Raw genomic sequence first — 17,439 nt, 5'->3', positions numbered from 1 at the left:
TAAAAATTCTATAAAAATATTTATTTTTGCTAATTTTAAGAATTTTTTGATAGAATTACTCTTTATTTTTGCGCCCATAGCTCAGCTGGATAGAGCATTTGATTGCGGTTCAAAAGGTCAGAGGTTCGAATCCTCTTGGGCGTACCACTTATTTCTTTTTTACAGAAAATTCATCCAAATCTAATTCTTTTTTATCTTTAAATTGATACCATAAAAATAAAATAAAAAATATCGTTAAAATCACAGCTAAAATATAGTAAGTTCCGTATTCATTTTCAGATAAAAATAAATTTTTGGTATTCATACCAAAAAATCCAACGATTAAATTTAAAGGTAAAAAAATTGCAGACATAATACTTAAAAAGTAAATATTTTTATTTATTTTTTCATTTCTTGCGGTATTAATATAAGTGTAAATCCCTTCTAATCTTGATATATTTTCTTTAATATTTTTTTCCAAAACAGCTAAATTTAAAATAATTGTTTTTAAACTTTTCTTTATAAAATGATGCTTGCTATGACAAATTTTACAAGCTTCTAAAACAGAAGAAACCATGTTATAACTTTTACTAAGCTTAACTTTTAATATAAAATATTTTGTCAAGAAATTCTTTACTTTTTTATTTTCTAAAATCAACTCCTCTCTTTTTTCTATAGAAAGGTTAATGGTATTATTTTTTTCTTTTTCATTTTGCAAAATTTCTTTTAATATAGCTATAAATTCCGTATTAGAAAATAAAATCAAATTTTCATCTTTATACTCAAAAATTTGATTTTCTTTAAAAACAAATACACTTTTAGAATTTTTAGTTATATCTAGAGTGAAAATATCAAAATCATCAAATTCATAATAAGCATTTGATATATTAATATTGCTAATAATTTGTTTTAAAGTATCATTTAACACATTCTTTGCCTATAAAATTCTTTTCTAAAATTTTCAAATTCATCTTTAATAATAGCTTCACGCATTTGCTTGACCAAATTTAAATAATAGTGTAAATTATGAATACTTGCAAGTCTAAAAAAGGTTAATTCTTTGGCTTTAAATAAATGATTTAAATAGGCCCTTGAAAAATTCTTACATGTATAGCAAGAACATTTGCCGTCTATAGGGGCATGATCAGTGATAAGTTCTGCTTTTTTGATATTAAATTTTCCAAAGCTAGTAAATAAGGTACCATTTCTTGCATTTCTTGTTGGCATCACGCAATCAAACATATCCACACCTCTTGCTACATTTTCTACTAAATCTTCAGGCGTGCCAACTCCCATTAAATATCTAGGGCGATTGTTATCCACATAAGGCATCATAGCTTCAACCGTATCATACATAGCCTCATTTTCTTCTCCCACGCTTAATCCACCTATAGCAAGCCCATCAAAATCCATCTCACAAAGTGCTTGAGAGCAAATTTTTCTAGCTTCAAAATCAGTCCCACCTTGGATAATACCAAAGATATTTTGCCCTATTCCCACACCTTGACTTTGTTTTAACTTATGATAATCAATAGCTTCTTTTGCCCATTTTATAGTGCGTTTTAGAGAAAGTTCTATCCTTTCTTTACTTGCAGGTAAGGCCACTAAATCATCTAAAATCATCATAATATCTGAATTAAAATCATATTGTGCATCTAAAACACTTTGCGGGGTAAAATAGTGCAAACTTCCATCGATATGACTTTTAAATTGAATACCTTTTTCATCAGGTTTTGAATTTTTACTTAAAGAAAAAGCTTGAAAACCTCCACTATCTGTTAAAAAAGAGCCTTCAAATTTACTAAAACCGTGCAGGCCACCCATTTGCTTAATCACTTTAGAACCAGGCCTTAAATACAAATGATAAGTATTTGCTAAAATAATTTTTGCATTTAAAATCTCACTCATATCAACAGCATCTAGACTTTTAATCGCAGCCAAAGTTCCAACGGGCATAAAAATAGGAGTTACAATTTCACTATGTGTAGTTTTTATACGACAAGCTCTAGCATTTGCACTTTTATATTGAACTTCAAATTCCATTATTTTTCCTGTATTTTTTGCATAATCATACCAAAGACTTGCTTATAAGTTTTTTTGAAAGAAAGCCTGTTTTTAACAGGCTTAAGAAATTAGTAGTTTTTTACAAATTCAACGATTTTTTCACAACCTTCAATAATATCTTTTTCATTAGTTGCATAAGAGAGCCTAAAATACCCTTCCATGCCAAAACCAATACCTGGCACCAAAGCTACTTTTTGCTCTTCTAGCAGTCTTTTACAAAATCTCATAGAATCATTATCAACTTCTTTGCAAGATATAAATAAATAAAAAGCTCCTTGTGGAATTTGTTCTAATTTTAACTTATCGCTTTTGGCTAAAATTTCACAAGCTAATTCTCTACGCTTTAAAAAGGCTTGTCTCATCATTTCAATATCATTATCTGCTTTTCCAAGTAAGGCTGGCAAAGCTGCGTGTTGGATGATTGAACAAATATTTGATGTACTTTGCCCTTGTAATTTTTTAACAGCATTATTAAACTCGCTCATTTTACTTGCCATGTATCCAAAACGCCACCCTGGCATAGCACCACATTTGCTAAGACCATTAATACTTACAGTTCTATTTAAAGCATCTTCACTAACTTGTGCAAAAGCACAAAATTCTCCATCATAAACTAATTTTTCGTAAATTTCATCACTTAAAACTACTATTTTAGTTCCTTCTAAAACCTTAGCTAAAGCACTTATTTCTTCTTTAGAATATATAGCTCCTGTAGGATTTGATGGAGAATTAAACATCAAAACCTTAGTTTTTGAAGTAATAGCTTGTTTTAATTGTTCTGGGGTGATTTTAAATCCATTTTTTGCTTCACCTTCTATAAACACAGGAGTTGCGCCTGCAAATTTTACCATTTCAGGATAACTCACCCAATAAGGACTTGGAATGACAACCTCATCACCTTCTTCAACTAAACACTCAATCGCCATAAACAAAGAATGTTTAGCACCAACATTGGTAATGATTTCACTTGTTTTATAATCTAAACTATTATCATTTTTAAATTTATATTGTATAGCCTCTATAACTTCTTTTATACCCACAACTGGCGTATAAGCTCCACAACCTTTTTCAATAGCTTCAATTGCTGCTTTTTTAATGATTTCTGGAGTATCAAAATCAGGCTCACCTGCCGAAAAACTAATAACTTTCTCACCATTTGCTTTTAAAGTTTTGGCTATATCAGTCATTACTAAAGTTAAGGATTCTCCTAAATTTTGAGATCTTTGGCTTAGCATTTTCTATCCTTTTATCTTATACTAATTTTAATTTTTGTAATTGTTACAACTTGGAGCTTAAAAAATTCTACGAGCAAAATCAAGATTGTATATTTTTAAAAAATTTTGTGTAGAAACTATACATTTTCTACACAAACTATTTTTATTTGTTTCTTTGGGTAATTATTCTAAAGCTTCTATGTCGCTTTCATTATGATGAATAAAGCGTTCATCTTTTTCTATAGTTTCAACTAAACGCCCTACTCTTTCCCATCTAACTTTTTTATTTTCATCCCATGAAAAATAAATAAACCAAGGTTGTCCAACTATATATTTATAATCTACACTTCCCCAAAATCGACTATCGCTAGAATGATCACGGTTATCGCCCATCATAAAATATTCATTTTCAGGTACTTTATAATAATAAGCATTAAAACCATAAATATTATTAGCACCTAATTCATCAAAAGAAACAGGCTTCATAGCAAATTGCCCCAAATTTAAATAGCGAAAAAATACACTGTCTATATCCACTCTAGAATCATAATGTATTCCTTTTTCCACAAAAGGCTCTTTTACAAAAAGTCTTCCGCCTATGATTTTTGTTTTATTGGGATAATAATCTTTCATATATTCATCACCCTCAACCATACGCACATATAAGGTTTTATTTGCAAAAACTACTTCATCTCCACCTTTGGCCACACATCTTTTTACATAGTGGATTTTTGGCTCATGCGGATATCTAAATACCACAATATCCCCTCTTTTAGGACCTTCACCACTTACTAAATGTCCATTTTTATTAAAATCAGGTAAAACAGGAATTTCCACCCAAGGAATATGCGGGGTTGGAATACCATAAGAAAATTTTTTTACAAATAAAAAATCCCCTACTAATAAAGTATTTTTCATAGAACCGCTTGGTATAGTAAAAGCTTGTATAAAGAAAAATATAATCAATAAAACAACTACTAAAGTTCCCGTCCAAGATTGTGTAAATTTATAAATTTTCTTCAAAAATTTCATTTTTTTATCCTATTTTTAGCTGATTTTATAGTATTTTCTAAAAGCATGGCAATAGTCATAGGCCCTACTCCACCTGGTACAGGAGTGATATAACTAGCTTTTTTACTTACATTTTCAAAATCAACATCACCTACTATTTTTCCATCAACTCTATTAATCCCAACATCAATTACCACCACACCTTCTTTAACCATATCTTCTTTTAAAAGATTTGGACAACCTGCTGCTACGATAACAATATCAGCATTTTTTGTATAAGCTTTTAAATCTTTTGTATAAATATGACAAATACTCACACTAGCATTAGCATTTAACAAAAGAGTAGCCATAGGACGGCCTACTATATTTGAAGCTCCTATTACAACTACACTAGCTCCTTGTAATTTTATATCATAATGTTCTAAAATTTTCATAACTCCTAAAGGTGTACATGGTAAAAAACCACCTTTTAAATTAAGATTTAAATTTCCGACATTAAAGGGGTGAAAGCCGTCTACATCTTTATTAAAGTTAATACTTTCTAAGATTATATCTTTATTAATATGCGATGGCAATGGAAGTTGAACTAAAATTCCATCTATACTATCATCATGATTTAAAGTATTAATCAAAGCCAAAAGCTCATTTTGAGTTGTATTTACATCAAGTTTATAAACTAAAGACTTAATTTCACATTGCTCGCAAGCTTTTGCTTTAGAACCCACATAAGTAGCACTAGCAGGATCCTCGCCTACTAAAATTACAGCCAAACAAGGTTCTATACTTTGAGCTTTAAGTTCTAATACTTCTTGTTTTAAATTTTCTTTTAACTTATCACTTAGCTTTTTACCATCTAAAAGTATCATTTCTTTCCTTAAATTTTATAGCTTTCTTTAACTTAAAAAATTGTATCATAACAAAACTTCTTTTTTTGTTAAAGGCAATGAATGAAAATTGTATTATTTTTATTTTTTATAATTTATGGTGCTTGGGCTGAAGATTTTATCTCTCCTAAAGAATACCAAGAGTCCCTTTACAAAAATCCAAGAGGCATAAGTTGTGCTAAATGTCATGGCGATGGAGGTCAACAAATACTAGGTTATTACACTAAAAATGGAGAAAAAATTCCTTTTATTGTGCCAAGTATTAAAAACACTCCTTATACGCGTTTTAGAAAAATTCTAAATCAACCTCAAGAGGCAAAAAGCATTATGCCAACTTACTCGCTAACAGAAGATGAAATAAAATCACTTTATGATTATATTACTAGCAATAAAAGGAGTAAAAAATGAAAAACAATAAAAAAGCCTTTGAGGAAGCTTGTGAGCATATAGCAGGTGGGGTAGATTCCCCAGTGCGTGCTTTTGCAAGTGTAGGTAGCAATCCTTTATTTATCAAACAAGGCAAAGGTGCTTATATTAGCGATATAGAAGAAAATACTTATATAGATTATGTGCAAAGTTGGGGACCTTTACTTTTTGGACATTGTGATGAGGATATTGAAAAAGCTTGTAAAAAAGCATTAGAGCATGGCTCGAGCTTTGGTGCGCCAACTTTAGCTGAAACTAAATTGGCCAAATTTATCTTAAAAGATTGGCCACATTTGGATAAAATCCGTTTTGTAAGTAGTGGCACTGAAGCTACTATGAGTGCTATTCGTCTTGCAAGAGGATTTAGTAAAAAAGATAAAATCATCAAATTTGAAGGATGTTATCATGGGCATTCCGATTCTTTATTAGTGAGTGCTGGAAGCGGTGCAGCTACTTTTAACACCCCAAGCTCACTAGGAGTTTTAACCGATGTAGCTAAAAATACTCTAGTAGCCGTTTATAACGATATTGATAGTGTTAAAAACTTAATCAATAATGATGATAATATAGCTTGTATCATTATAGAGCCAATTGCAGGAAATATGGGTTTAGTACCTGCTAAAATAGAATTTTTACAAGAGCTAAGAAAACTATGTGATGAGCATCAAATTCTTTTAATTTTTGATGAAGTTATGAGTGGCTTTAGAGCTTCATATCTTGGCTCTTTTGGGATTAATAATATAAAAGCTGATATAGTAACTTTTGGTAAGGTTATAGGCGGAGGTATTCCTGCAGCTGCTTTTGCTGCAAGAGCTGAAATCATGGATTTATTAAGTCCTTTGGGCGGGGTATATCAAGCAGGAACACTAAGTGGCAATCCTCTTGCTATGGCTGCAGGTTATGCGAGCTTAAAAAAAGCAAGAAATTATGAAGGCTTATATGAAAAATTAGAAAAACTAGGCAAAAGACTTACTCAAGGCTTTAAAGAAGCTGCAAATGATTGCAAAATTCCTTTGCAAGTTAATTGCGTTGGTTCTATGTTTGGATTTTTCTTTTGTGAAAACCCTGTTAATAATTATAAAGACGCTTTAAAATCAGATACTAAATTATTTGCCAAATTTCATGCGCAGATGCTAAGCAAAGGTGTATATTTAGCACCATCTCAATTTGAAACAGGTTTTATATGTGAATGTATGGATAAAAAAATCATTGATAAAACTATACAAGCAGCACAAGAAAGTTTTAAAGCATTATGAATAAAAGACAAAAAATCATTCGCAAAGGTATAGAAGCTGCAGATGGATTAAGCCTCGGTATATCCATGGTTGTAGCTGTTTTAATCGGAGTTGGTATAGGCTATTTTTTAAAAAACTTAACCGGCATTGTTTGGCTTTTTTGGGTAGGAGTGTTTATAGGAGTAGCTGCGGCGATTTTAAATGTTTACAAAGCCTATAAAGCACAAGTAAAAAGTTACGAAGAATTTAAAGAAGAAAATCGCTATAAAGATTTAAAAAATGATCCTAAAGCCTAAAATTTTATTAAAACTCTTGCTAGGATTAAATTTACTTTTCTTAGCAGGAGTTTTTTTTTACAAAGAATTAAGCTTTAAAACCTTTATAAGCTTTGAATTTGGCTTTTTAGCTCAAAATTTAATCATTCTAATATCTTTTTTAAATTATAAAAATTTTATTTTTAAAGCAGCTAAAAATTATGATTTTACGCAAAGACCTTTACAAATTTTTGCTAAAAAACAATATTCTTTGCCAAAAATTATAAAATTTATCCATATAGATGACGATTTAAAACCAAAATTTAAAAGTATTTTTAAAAACGCGTTAGCTTTTTTTTCTTTATTTAAAATTTTTGCTTATGTGTTTTTAATAGCAGGATTTTTATTTTTAGAGTTTCAAGGTTTAATGAGTATTTTTGCCTTGTTTTGTGCAATGTTTGTCACACCCATAGCGGTATTAATATATAATTTTTTAATAAGAAAATGTTAAGCTCAAAAAGAACGATTAGATCACTAACAGCATTATTTCTTGGTATGATTTTTGTTTTCATAGGAAGTGCTTTAACAGTAAATTCCATAGCTATTATTTTAAAGCATAATAATGTTAGTAATTTTTATATAGGCGTAATAGGAAGTTGTTATTTTCTTGGTGCTATGGTAAGTACAATTAGTGCCCATAGAATAGTTTCTAAAGTAGGACATATAAGATCATTTGGAATTTTTGCTATTATTTTTGGTATAGCCACCATGCTTCATAGCTTAAATTCTAATCTTTATTTTTGGATGTTTTTAAGATTTTTGCTAGGTTTTTGCTATTATGCGCTTTTAATGGTAATAGAATCATGGCTTAATGAAAAAGCAAAAAACACTATTCGCTCAAGAGTAATAGCCTTTTATGAGGTTGTATTTTACTCATCATCAGGTTTTGGAATTTTACTTATGTCTTTTGACTTTCCAAGTAATACAGTATTTATTTTAAGTGCTAGTTTTATTATGTTTGCCTCCATTCCTTTATTTTTAATCCGCATTAAAGAGCCTATTTTGCCACAAAAAACAAAAATTTCCATTCCTAAGGTTTTTGATATAGTGCCTTTAGCCTTAGTAACAAGTTTTATAGCGGGCATGCTTTTAAATGGCTTTTTTTCCATGGCTTCTTTATTTGTACTTATACAAGGATTTGGCGCAAAAGAAGCTTCTATTTTTATTTTCTCTACTATGGTAGGTGGCTTTATTTCGCAACTTTATATCGGAACTCTTTCTGATAAAATTAGCAGAAAATTTGCCATTATATTGTGTGCTTTTATTGCTTTAAGCGCTATGCTTTGCATACTACTTTTAGAATATAATATTTATCTAAAATACTTTTTTGGATTTTTGCTAGGCATGGGCATGTGTTGTTTATACGCTCTTTCTTTAGCAAGAGCAAATGATATGCTTGATAATCCTAGCAAAAGAGTTGAACTTGGCAGAGCAGTTCTTTTTACCTATTCTTTTGGTGCTTTATTTGCACCTGCAGTTTTGGGAACTTTGATGTATTATTTTCAAGCTTATGGCTTTATGTATTTTTATATAGTTTTATTAAGTATTTTGATACTATTTGCCATCGATAAACCAAAATTTAAAAAACTTACCAAATTTAAAAGAAAACCTGGTAATATGGTAATGCTAGATGATAACTAATATCTCTAATAATCAAAATCAGTTTGCAAAAAATGAAACAAATAAAGAAAATAAAAGTGAAAAATCAGACAAAAAAACCTCGCTCAATGAAGCGTTAAAAAATCCTTTATTTTCCAAAAGCGATTCTGAAGTTAAATTACCCAAAGATTATATTAGCAAAATTGATCAAAAACTACAAGAATTACTTAATAAACTTTTAGATCAAATCAAAACCAATAAAGATCCTGATTTGGCAGTATTAAAAAATCATAAAGATTTAAATTTTGCACCTAATTTTGCCAATGAAGTAAAAAAACTCCAAGTAGAGCTTTCAAAAAATCCTGAATTTGAAAAACTGCTTAAAATTTTAGAAGATTTAGTCAAGCCTGCTAAAGATATTAATAATAAAAATCTTTCATCTTTAGTGAAAAATTCAGGCATATTTTTAGAAGCAAAGCTCAATCATTCTTTAAAAGAACAAAATTTACCACAGAGTTTTTTTAATCTTTTAAGTACTATAAAAGGCGCTACAAGTGAAAATTTAAAACACGATATAAGTAATTTAGATCTTAAAAATCTTGATACTACAAGCACCTTAAAAGAGCTTATTCACATCTTACAAAATCACAAAAAAGATAATAAAATTTCTTTGGAAAATACAAACTACAAAACACTTTTTAAGCTATTTGATAAAATAGAAAATTTTAAAAATTATATCAATAAAAACCCAAGTTCTATTAGTCAAGAAAAACTCCAAAATATTGCGGATAATTTTATCAAAAATCTTAATAAAAATTTAACACTTATCAACAAAGAACTAGCTAAACCCGAAAACATAAAAATTCAAAACACTCATATACTAAAAGAGCTTAGCCAAAATATAAAAGATTTTATAATACTTTTAAAAGATATAAAAAATCACAAAAACAAAACCGAAACAACACAAGAAAATTTAAATAAAACTCCACACACTAAAGACATCAAAGAAGAGTTAAAAGAAGAAATAAAAACTCCACAAAAAAGCACAGAGGATAAAAAAGAAACTCAACAAAAACAAGAAAGCATAGCAAAAGATAAAGAAATTCAAAACACAAAAGAAGAAAAAATACCACAAAGTAAAGATATCAAAGAAAACCCCAAAGAAGAGCCAAAAACACCACAAAAAAATACTGAAGAACCAAGCAAAAATGATAACAAAAGTCAAAATTTACAAGCAAATAATACTAAATTAGAAGATATATTTAAAAGCACTTCGGGTAAAATTTTACTAGAAGATATTTTCAAACAAAATGTAAGTAAAAATCTTAATTTTAGCCAAAATCTACAAGAAGAGCTTTTAAATAATCTTAACAAAGAACTAGGCCTAATAGGAAGAAAACTCAACGAGGTTTTAAAAGCTTTAGATCCTAAAAATTATGAAGCAAAAAATTCTTTAGAAGATATAAAAAATATAGAAAAAAAATTAGAACTTTCTATAAAAGATCTTGGAAAAATCACCCAAAAAGATACTGCAGAAATTTCTTCAGAATTACAAAAAGATATTAAATCCACTCTTTTGCAAGTTTCTAATCTAGCCAAAAATTTAGACAATGAAAGCATACTAAATCAAGCAAATCGTCTTATAGCTCAGCTTGAATTTAACCAACTTTTATCTTTAGCCAATAATAGCATTCATACTTTTTTACCTTTCTTTTGGGATGATTTAGAAAAATCTAATGTAGTTTTTAAACGCGGTAAAAAAGATAAATTTTATGCACAAATTAATCTTGAATTTGAAAAATTAGGAAGAATCAATGTATTTTTATCTCTAAGCAATGATAAATACATCGATATAAATATGATGATAGAAAATGCTAATTTTAGAAAAAAACTTTATGAAAGAGCACATGAACTAAAAAAAGCCTTAGTTAAAGTAGGACTTCTAAGCTCTAATTTTTTCATCAGCGATATAATTAAAAGTAAATTTCACAATCAAGAAGAATATAATGACTTTAATATGGGTTTTGACACAAGGGCTTAAAAATGGCTAAAAAAACAAAAAAAGCCGTTGCACTAGGCTATAACAAAGAAGAACAAAATGCACCAAAAATCCTAGCTAATGCCAAAGGTGAAAACGCTGCTAAAATCATCTCTTTAGCCAAAGAAAATGGCATACCCATAAAAGAAGACAAAGACTTAGTAGAAGTGCTTAGCAAACTTGACTTAGGCGATGAAATCCCACCTAATATGTATAAAGCAGTGGCTGAAATTTTTGCCTTTTTATATAAAGTTGCTAATGAAGATGAGACTAAGCAAAGTCCGCAATCTTCTTAGAAAATTCAACTTGCTCATAAGCATTTTTACTAAATTTTAAAAACCCTTTTTGAGCGATTAAAACTATAGTTGAACCTAGTTCAAAATTTCCAAGTCTTTGGCCTTTTCTTACAAAAAGATCTTCATAGGTATGAGTAAAATCAAAATTTGCAGCATTAGTTTGTATGCTAGCATCAAAGCTAAAGTGCATTTTACCGACATTTAGTGCACCCACAAATACCATCCAAAGTATAAATTTTCCTTCCACTAAGCACTTTAAAACTACTCTTTCGTTTTTAGTATAAAGGTTTATAATCTTAGCTAACTTTGCCTCACTCACACTAAATAAGGCCCCACTCATATAAGTAGCACTTAAAATTTGCATATTACAAGGTGCATGATAATGATGATAATCTTTTGGAGATAGATAAATATTTGCATAATCTATGCCATTTTCTAATTCTTCTTTACTAGCTGAGTTTTTTAAAAGCTCTTCTATACTATAACTTGAACCTTTAATGCTAAAGGCTAAATTTTCTTTTAAATCATTTTGAAAGCTACTTCCAAGTTCTAAAATTTTACCATCACTTGGACTTATAAAGCCATCTTCTAATTCTCGCTCATTTAGTAAAGTTCTTGTAAATAAAGCATTTAAACTCTCATATTCTTCTAAAGGTTTAAATTCACTCATATTGATATTAAAAGCATTTACATAAGCTTTATTAATATTTTTTTGTATAATTTTTGGAAATTTATATTTTGCTATGATTCCAAACATTTTTGAAGCACTATTGCTAAATCCCACTCATTCTCCTTTTAATCTAATCAAAGCTATCTCACTAGGAGCTAAAAATCTCACAGCAGGCCCCCAAAATCCAGCTCCACTACTTACATAAAGCAAGCTATCTTTGCTTAATTTATAAAGCCCATACACAAAACCTTGTTCTAAATATACTAGCAAAGAAAAAGGGAAAATTTGTCCTGCATGTGTATGTCCTGATAAAATCAAATCAAACCCACTTACATCATAAGTTTTTACATACTTTGGTTGATGAGTGATTAAAATATTAACCTTTTCTTGATTGATTTGAGTTTTGATTTTTTCTATATTGCTTTCTTTAAAACCCAAACGCTTGGCAGCCAAATCCAAAGTCCCACTTAAAGTAAAATCCCCAAAATCAATACTTTCATCTTCCAAAACTTTGAAATTTTTAAGAGTTTTAAGCTTTTTGCTTATTGCATTTATATCATTATAATACTCATGATTTCCATAAACAAAATAAGTACCATATTTTGATTTAAAATTTTCTAATAAATTAATATAAGGCATACTAGCAATATCTGCATCGATTAAATCCCCAGCCATAATGACCATATCAGCATTTAAAACATTAACTTCATCGATTAAAGTTTTTAAAAAATCTTCTCCTAAATTTTTTCCCAAATGCACATCAGAAATTAAAACTATATTTAAATCTTCTTTTAAATTTTTAATTTTAATATCTACTTCATTGACTCTAGGTGTGCTAATAGCATTTACAAAACCTTTAAATACCATACTAACGCTAAGTATAATAAGCCAAGAATCAAAAATTAATTTTAAAAACTTTCTTCTTTGGACACTGAAAATTTGCTCTTTTTTATTTTCATTAAAAAAAATCCAAGAGCCAAATTCAAAAATCACTCCAAAAAGCAAGAAAAAGCAAGTAACAGTAGGAAAAATAGCTAAAATATAATAAAACTTTTCATGTAAAAAGTCCCCGCGCATATTTATAAAAAAGATTAATTCACATGCAAAAACTATTAAAACAAAAGCTAATACAAACTTTTTATAAGGTTTTAAAAAATCAACCCTACTTAAAAATCTTTTATAAATATACCAATTTGCCAAAGCAAAAAATAAAACTAATAAAGTAAAAAAAACAAATGCTCTCATGGCGTAATTTTATTTAAGCAAAATTAATACTTTTTAAAGTAAAATCGTAAAAAACATTTGGGAAAGAAATTTGGCTTTAATAGATTTAATCGACGCAAATAAGAAATTTAATACAAAAATAGTTTTAGAAAATGCAAATTTTAGTGCAAATTTAGGAGAAAAAATCGCCATTATAGGCAAAAATGGCGAAGGAAAATCAAGCTTTTTAAAAGCCCTTATGGGGACTTTAAAACTAGATAGCGGTAGAGTAATTAAACAAAATAACGCTAGTATAGGTATGTTAAGCCAACAAGTAAGCTTTGAAAGCGCCTTAAGCGTAAGCGAAGCCATCAAAAAAGAACTTGAAGAAATTTACCAAGCCTTGAAAGAATTTGAAAGCTATAATGAAAAACTAGCTTTTGATCCTGAAAATAAAGAATATTTAAAAAAAGTAGATGAATTAAGTTTATTTATAGATTCAAAAGGCGCATGGAATTTAGACCAAAAAATACAAAGAATATTAGAAGAATTTAAACTATTAGAATACAAAGACAGAACACTTTGCTCTTTAAGTGGGGGCGAAATAAGACGCGTAGGGCTTTGCACGCTTTTGCTGAAAAATCCTGATATATTATTGCTTGATGAGCCAACTAATCATCTAGATGTATATATGAGTAACTTTTTAGAAGAAAGATTAAAAGCCTCTAAAATGTGTGTTATTTTCATCTCTCATGATAGGTATTTTATCGATGCTATAGCGCAAAAATGCGTAGAAATAGAAACGGGAAAATTAAGCATTTTTGAGGGTGGATATACGCAATATCTAGAAAAAAAAGCAGCTATTTTAGCTTCCTTAGCTAAAAGCCATGAAACCTTGCTTAAGCAACTAAAAAGTGAGGAAGAATGGCTAAGAAGAGGAGTCAAAGCTAGGCTTAAACGCAACGAAGGACGCAAAGAACGCATTTTTAAAATGCGTGAAGAAGCTAAGAAAAACCCAGGAGCTATCAAACGCTTACAACTTGAAATCAAAAGAGCAAGTAAAAATTTTAACCAAACTCAAAGCCAAAACCGCAAAAAAATGCTTTTTGAACTTAAAAATATCTCAAAGTCTATTGCCAACAAGACACTTTTTAAAGACTTTAATGCACGAATTTTACAAGGTGAACGCATAGCCATAGTAGGTAAAAATGGCTGTGGAAAATCTACTTTCTTAAAGATTTTACTTGATCAAATTCCGCTTGATAGCGGAGAGATTAAAAGAGGTGAAGTTAAAATAGGCTATTTTGATCAAAGCAGGAGCTTATTAAATACTGATAAAAAACTTTTAGAAATTTTTTGCCCAAATGGTGGCGATCACATTCAAGTGCGTGGTAAAAATATGCATGTTTATGGGTATTTAAAACAATTTTTATTTCCAAAAGAATTTTTAGAGCAAAGTGTGAGTGTACTAAGTGGGGGTGAGAAAAACAGAGTTGCTCTAGCCTTGCTTTTTACCAAAGAATATGATGTATTAATCTTAGATGAACCAACAAATGATTTAGACATAGCTACGATTAATATCTTAGAAGAATACTTACTTTCTTTTGAAGGCGCGATTTTGCTTGTCTCGCATGATAGATATTTTGTTGATAAAATAGCAACTAAACTTTATGCTTTTGAAGATAATGCAAATATTAATATAGAAGTTCTTTCTTATAGTGAATATTTAGAAAATGAAAAAGAATACAAAGACTTTGAAGAATTTTCTAAAAGCTTAGAAACAAACACCACCGCAAGTGTAAAAACAAAAGAAAAATCGAGTAAAAAACTAAGCTATAAAGAAAATGAAATTTTAAACTCATATCCTGATAAAATTCATAAATTAGAAGAAGAAATAAAAGAAATAAAAAATGCTCTAAGTAATCCTATAATCTATCAAGAGCTAGGTATAAACACTCTTTATGAAAAGCTAAATTCATTAGAAAATGAACTTAGTATTTTAGAAGAAGCTTATTTTGAGATTTTAGAAAAAAGTGAGGATAATTTATAATAATTTTTTATTATTCTATTTACTCTATTTAATAGTTATAAATTTTATTTGTTTTTAATTGACTTTTTTTGTTATTGTTGTTATAATGTTTTTTCAATAAAATTATAATTTTATTAAGGAGTTTCAGAACAATGAAAAAGTTGAATAGAAAAATTTTTCTTTCCGCTTGCGTTGCTACTTTTGTAGCTAGTTCAGCTATGGCTATAGAGCCATCCAATCCTATTCCTGGTGCAATTGAAGATAGTCAGCTAACACACCTAGGGGAGGGGGAATATCAATTTGTAATTTCAAAACCACAAGAACAAACATTCTATATTAGTAATCATCTAGGTGATAATGATTATGGACAAGGTGCTGTATTAGAAACACCTATTAAGCACTTAACAATAAATGCAGCTAACAACACTATTGTAGTTGGAGGTAAAGATGTTCCTTTTGGCTCAATAGGTGGTATAAAACCTCATTATTCTTTCGCTATCAAAGCTAAAGAAGTAAACTTCATAGGCAAAAAAAATCCAGATAATATAGTGATAGCAAACCCAGATCCTGGTTTTGGCTTTCCAGGAGTTCCTGGCTTAGGAGCTCAAGGTGGCAATAATGTAGATGATGGATTTGGTGCTATGTTTGATCCAGATACAGGTATAAATAGCGGCGCCTTAATCGACAGAAATCCATGGGGACCAACTTGGATTCAAGACTCAAGAGAAAATGTTTCTCTAAATGTTTTCCATGATGGCTTAATTGATGGTAATGTTAATATGGATCATGCGAACTTTAAAATCATAGCAGGTGATTTTAATGGTATTAACTATAATGGTGCTTTAACTATCAATGGAGACCTTTTTGCTCATGATTCATTATTTACTCTACATGGACCACATCAATTTACAGTAAATGGTAATGCAGTAATTAGAAATTCTGTGTTTGAGCTTGCAAACTTTAGTAACCCTGTAACAGAAAAAGGCGTTTACTTAATGAGTGCTACAAACTTCAACAAAGAATTTGCAGAAGTAAATACCGTTAGAAATGTATTATTAATTCCAGAAGGAAAACTTTTAGGTCTTAAAGGTCATGCACTAGCAGAATATGAAGGTGAAGTTGTAAAAGTAATCGTAGATCAAGATAAAAAATACTTCAATTATAGACTTAATGTAATTGGAAATGATGCTTATGCTCAAGGTGGCTTAACAAATAATATTAAAAATATTAGCATTAGTAAGCTTCTAAAAGAAATGAGAATAGAAGTTCTAACTCAACTACATGATTATTACGCTCAAAAAGCTTTTGAACAAAACCAAAACAATCCTGGTATTGATCCTAAAGAAGTTAATTATGATAAAATTCTATCCGATATTAAAAAAGAAATGGATAATATAAGCAATAACAAAAAAGTTATTACTTATGGGCACAAAATTGATTCAGTTTTAGCATCTTTAAAAAATTCTGATAGACATTTAGCAGCTAACTCGGCTTTAGTTAACGCTATCAAAGGCGATGTAAGACAAGCTCAAGCAATAGTTGATTCAGCTAGAGAAAGCGCAAACAATTCTAACCGCCAAGGTGCTATTCAAGTTATTAACTTGGCTAACGAGATGGCTATTGCTACTAGAATGGCACAATCAAGAAGCACTGGTGAAAATAGCGTATGGGCTAATGCATTTGGTGGTGCAAATATAATTGGTAGCGAAAGCGAAGGCGTATATGGAACTACTATAGGTATTGATAGACAATTTAGCGATGCTATTTTCTTTGGCGCATATTTAACTTATGCTGATTCACAATTAAATCATAATTCTTTAAATCAAGACTCTAATAATTTACAACTAGGTCTTTACTCAAGAATTACAAATGGTCAACATGAATTTGATATTAAATCTTATGCACAATTTAGCTTTGCAGATCAAGAAAGATTTGTAAATGGCTCAGTGCAAAAGTCTGATTTTACACAAACCTACTTAGGTGCAAGTGGTAACTATGGTTATGTATTTGATTTTAGTGATAGCTTTTCAATCAAACCTTTAATTGGACTAAATCTTTATTATAGCCACACTCCAGATTATACAGAAAATGGTCTTTGGGCTCAAAAAGTTTACTCAATGGATAGTTTTGCAGCGAGTGCTGAAATTGGAGCAGAATTTAGAAAATTCTTTGATGGTGGTAGCTATTTCTATGTAACTCCAAAAATCGAACAATTTTTTGCTATGAGTGGGGATGATTTTAAAGGTCGTTTTACAGGAAGTGATTTTAGCTACAATGTAGCTGGTGCTGAAAAAGATAAAACTTTCGGTAAAATCCTTATCGGAAGCAATATTAGCGTTACAGATAGATTTTCTATTGATCTAAGTGTAGGCGCTAAACAAATCTTAGGCAATAAAGATGATAACACTGATGAAACTTACCTAACTGGTAATATTGGCGTTAAATACTCATTCTAATTGACATAAACAAGAATTCTT

General features: G+C 29.6%; 16 protein-coding genes and 1 tRNA gene. 10 read left to right on the top strand and 7 right to left on the bottom strand.

Translation table 11 applies throughout. The features are described from left to right. Positions 1 to 70: 70 nt before the first annotated feature. Positions 71 to 147 (top strand) — tRNA-Arg (locus L8W57_RS05420). A 1-nt stretch (position 148) separates the two neighbouring features. Here the strand turns inward: L8W57_RS05420 and L8W57_RS05415 are convergent. From L8W57_RS05415 to folD, 5 genes are all read right to left on the bottom strand, one after another. Next, complete coding sequence (locus tag L8W57_RS05415; protein ID WP_133319282.1) at positions 149 to 907, bottom strand: CorA family divalent cation transporter; 759 nt, start codon at positions 905 to 907, stop codon at positions 149 to 151. Next, a complete protein-coding gene (gene tgt, locus L8W57_RS05410) occupies positions 901 to 2,022 on the bottom strand; it encodes a tRNA guanosine(34) transglycosylase Tgt (protein WP_263662174.1) in 1,122 nt (373 codons plus the stop codon). The genes L8W57_RS05415 and tgt overlap by 7 nt, the downstream gene beginning before the upstream one ends. 89 nt (positions 2,023 to 2,111) lie before the next feature. Next, a complete protein-coding gene (locus L8W57_RS05405) occupies positions 2,112 to 3,278 on the bottom strand; it encodes a pyridoxal phosphate-dependent aminotransferase (protein WP_263662173.1) in 1,167 nt (388 codons plus the stop codon). Between the two features lie 162 nt (positions 3,279 to 3,440). Continuing rightward, positions 3,441 to 4,289, bottom strand: a complete 849-nt coding sequence (gene lepB / locus L8W57_RS05400; RefSeq protein ID WP_263662172.1) for a signal peptidase I — start codon at positions 4,287 to 4,289, stop codon at positions 3,441 to 3,443. Further along, positions 4,286 to 5,134 carry a bifunctional methylenetetrahydrofolate dehydrogenase/methenyltetrahydrofolate cyclohydrolase FolD gene (gene folD, locus L8W57_RS05395; protein WP_263662171.1) on the bottom strand — a complete coding sequence of 283 codons (849 nt, stop codon included), beginning with the start codon at positions 5,132 to 5,134 and terminating at the stop codon, positions 4,286 to 4,288. Before folD ends, lepB begins: the two co-directional genes overlap by 4 nt. 81 nt (positions 5,135 to 5,215) lie before the next feature. Between folD and L8W57_RS05390 the strand changes: the two genes are divergently transcribed. From L8W57_RS05390 to L8W57_RS05360, 7 genes are read left to right on the top strand one after another with little or no spacing between them, the layout of a single operon-like run. After that, positions 5,216 to 5,560 (top strand): c-type cytochrome, encoded by a 345-nt coding sequence (locus L8W57_RS05390; protein WP_263660595.1) that lies wholly within the window; start codon positions 5,216 to 5,218, stop codon positions 5,558 to 5,560. After that, positions 5,557 to 6,834 (top strand): glutamate-1-semialdehyde 2,1-aminomutase, encoded by a 1,278-nt coding sequence (gene hemL / locus L8W57_RS05385; RefSeq protein ID WP_263662170.1) that lies wholly within the window; start codon positions 5,557 to 5,559, stop codon positions 6,832 to 6,834. The genes L8W57_RS05390 and hemL overlap by 4 nt, the downstream gene beginning before the upstream one ends. Continuing rightward, a complete protein-coding gene (locus L8W57_RS05380; RefSeq protein WP_039641170.1) occupies positions 6,831 to 7,109 on the top strand; it encodes an AtpZ/AtpI family protein in 279 nt (92 codons plus the stop codon). The genes hemL and L8W57_RS05380 overlap by 4 nt, the downstream gene beginning before the upstream one ends. Continuing rightward, the gene (locus tag L8W57_RS05375) at positions 7,093 to 7,578 is read left to right on the top strand and encodes a hypothetical protein (RefSeq protein ID WP_012661294.1); all 486 of its coding nucleotides are present in this window, start codon (positions 7,093 to 7,095) and stop codon (positions 7,576 to 7,578) included. Before L8W57_RS05380 ends, L8W57_RS05375 begins: the two co-directional genes overlap by 17 nt. After that, positions 7,572 to 8,768 (top strand): MFS transporter, encoded by a 1,197-nt coding sequence (locus L8W57_RS05370; protein ID WP_133319290.1) that lies wholly within the window; start codon positions 7,572 to 7,574, stop codon positions 8,766 to 8,768. Before L8W57_RS05375 ends, L8W57_RS05370 begins: the two co-directional genes overlap by 7 nt. Continuing rightward, positions 8,758 to 10,767: a flagellar hook-length control protein FliK gene (locus L8W57_RS05365; protein ID WP_263662169.1), complete on the top strand. Its 2,010-nt coding sequence runs from the start codon at positions 8,758 to 8,760 to the stop codon at positions 10,765 to 10,767. Before L8W57_RS05370 ends, L8W57_RS05365 begins: the two co-directional genes overlap by 11 nt. Before the next feature lie 2 nt (positions 10,768 to 10,769). After that, a complete protein-coding gene (locus L8W57_RS05360; protein ID WP_133319292.1) occupies positions 10,770 to 11,060 on the top strand; it encodes a FlhB-like flagellar biosynthesis protein in 291 nt (96 codons plus the stop codon). On the opposite strand, the gene L8W57_RS05355 is transcribed toward L8W57_RS05360, so the two are convergent. Together L8W57_RS05355 and L8W57_RS05350 are read right to left on the bottom strand one after the other, a co-directional pair. Further along, the gene (locus L8W57_RS05355; protein WP_263662168.1) at positions 11,035 to 11,844 is read right to left on the bottom strand and encodes a phosphatidylserine decarboxylase; all 810 of its coding nucleotides are present in this window, start codon (positions 11,842 to 11,844) and stop codon (positions 11,035 to 11,037) included. The two genes, L8W57_RS05360 and L8W57_RS05355, sit on opposite strands and share 26 nt — an antisense overlap. Then, positions 11,845 to 12,975 carry a metallophosphoesterase gene (locus tag L8W57_RS05350; RefSeq protein ID WP_263662167.1) on the bottom strand — a complete coding sequence of 377 codons (1,131 nt, stop codon included), beginning with the start codon at positions 12,973 to 12,975 and terminating at the stop codon, positions 11,845 to 11,847. A gap of 70 nt (positions 12,976 to 13,045) precedes the next feature. On the opposite strand from L8W57_RS05350, the gene abc-f reads away from it, so the two are divergent. Together abc-f and L8W57_RS05340 are read left to right on the top strand one after the other, a co-directional pair. Beyond that, entirely contained in the window at positions 13,046 to 14,983 is a 1,938-nt protein-coding gene (gene abc-f / locus L8W57_RS05345; RefSeq protein ID WP_263662166.1) for a ribosomal protection-like ABC-F family protein, read from the top strand. 131 nt (positions 14,984 to 15,114) lie between these two features. Further along, a complete protein-coding gene (locus tag L8W57_RS05340; RefSeq protein ID WP_263662165.1) occupies positions 15,115 to 17,418 on the top strand; it encodes an autotransporter outer membrane beta-barrel domain-containing protein in 2,304 nt (767 codons plus the stop codon). Positions 17,419 to 17,439 lie beyond the last annotated feature (21 nt).

The sequence above is a fragment of the Campylobacter sp. IFREMER_LSEM_CL1890 genome (genome assembly GCF_025772045.1).
Lineage (GTDB): Bacteria > Campylobacterota > Campylobacteria > Campylobacterales > Campylobacteraceae > Campylobacter_D > Campylobacter_D lari_D.
This window is presented reverse-complemented; position numbering and strand designations above follow the sequence as displayed.

Coding starts and splice junctions, on each gene's coding strand:
- L8W57_RS05405 (WP_263662173.1), bottom strand. CDS start 3,278: ATGCTAAGCCAAAGATCTCAAAATTTAGGAGAATCCTTAACTTTAGTA.
- L8W57_RS05375 (WP_012661294.1), top strand. CDS start 7,093: ATGATCCTAAAGCCTAAAATTTTATTAAAACTCTTGCTAGGATTAAAT.
- L8W57_RS05380 (WP_039641170.1), top strand. CDS start 6,831: ATGAATAAAAGACAAAAAATCATTCGCAAAGGTATAGAAGCTGCAGAT.
- L8W57_RS05370 (WP_133319290.1), top strand. CDS start 7,572: ATGTTAAGCTCAAAAAGAACGATTAGATCACTAACAGCATTATTTCTT.
- L8W57_RS05390 (WP_263660595.1), top strand. CDS start 5,216: ATGAAAATTGTATTATTTTTATTTTTTATAATTTATGGTGCTTGGGCT.
- L8W57_RS05360 (WP_133319292.1), top strand. CDS start 10,770: ATGGCTAAAAAAACAAAAAAAGCCGTTGCACTAGGCTATAACAAAGAA.
- tgt (WP_263662174.1), bottom strand. CDS start 2,022: ATGGAATTTGAAGTTCAATATAAAAGTGCAAATGCTAGAGCTTGTCGT.
- hemL (WP_263662170.1), top strand. CDS start 5,557: ATGAAAAACAATAAAAAAGCCTTTGAGGAAGCTTGTGAGCATATAGCA.
- L8W57_RS05365 (WP_263662169.1), top strand. CDS start 8,758: ATGATAACTAATATCTCTAATAATCAAAATCAGTTTGCAAAAAATGAA.
- lepB (WP_263662172.1), bottom strand. CDS start 4,289: ATGAAATTTTTGAAGAAAATTTATAAATTTACACAATCTTGGACGGGA.
- L8W57_RS05350 (WP_263662167.1), bottom strand. CDS start 12,975: ATGAGAGCATTTGTTTTTTTTACTTTATTAGTTTTATTTTTTGCTTTG.
- folD (WP_263662171.1), bottom strand. CDS start 5,134: ATGATACTTTTAGATGGTAAAAAGCTAAGTGATAAGTTAAAAGAAAAT.
- L8W57_RS05340 (WP_263662165.1), top strand. CDS start 15,115: ATGAAAAAGTTGAATAGAAAAATTTTTCTTTCCGCTTGCGTTGCTACT.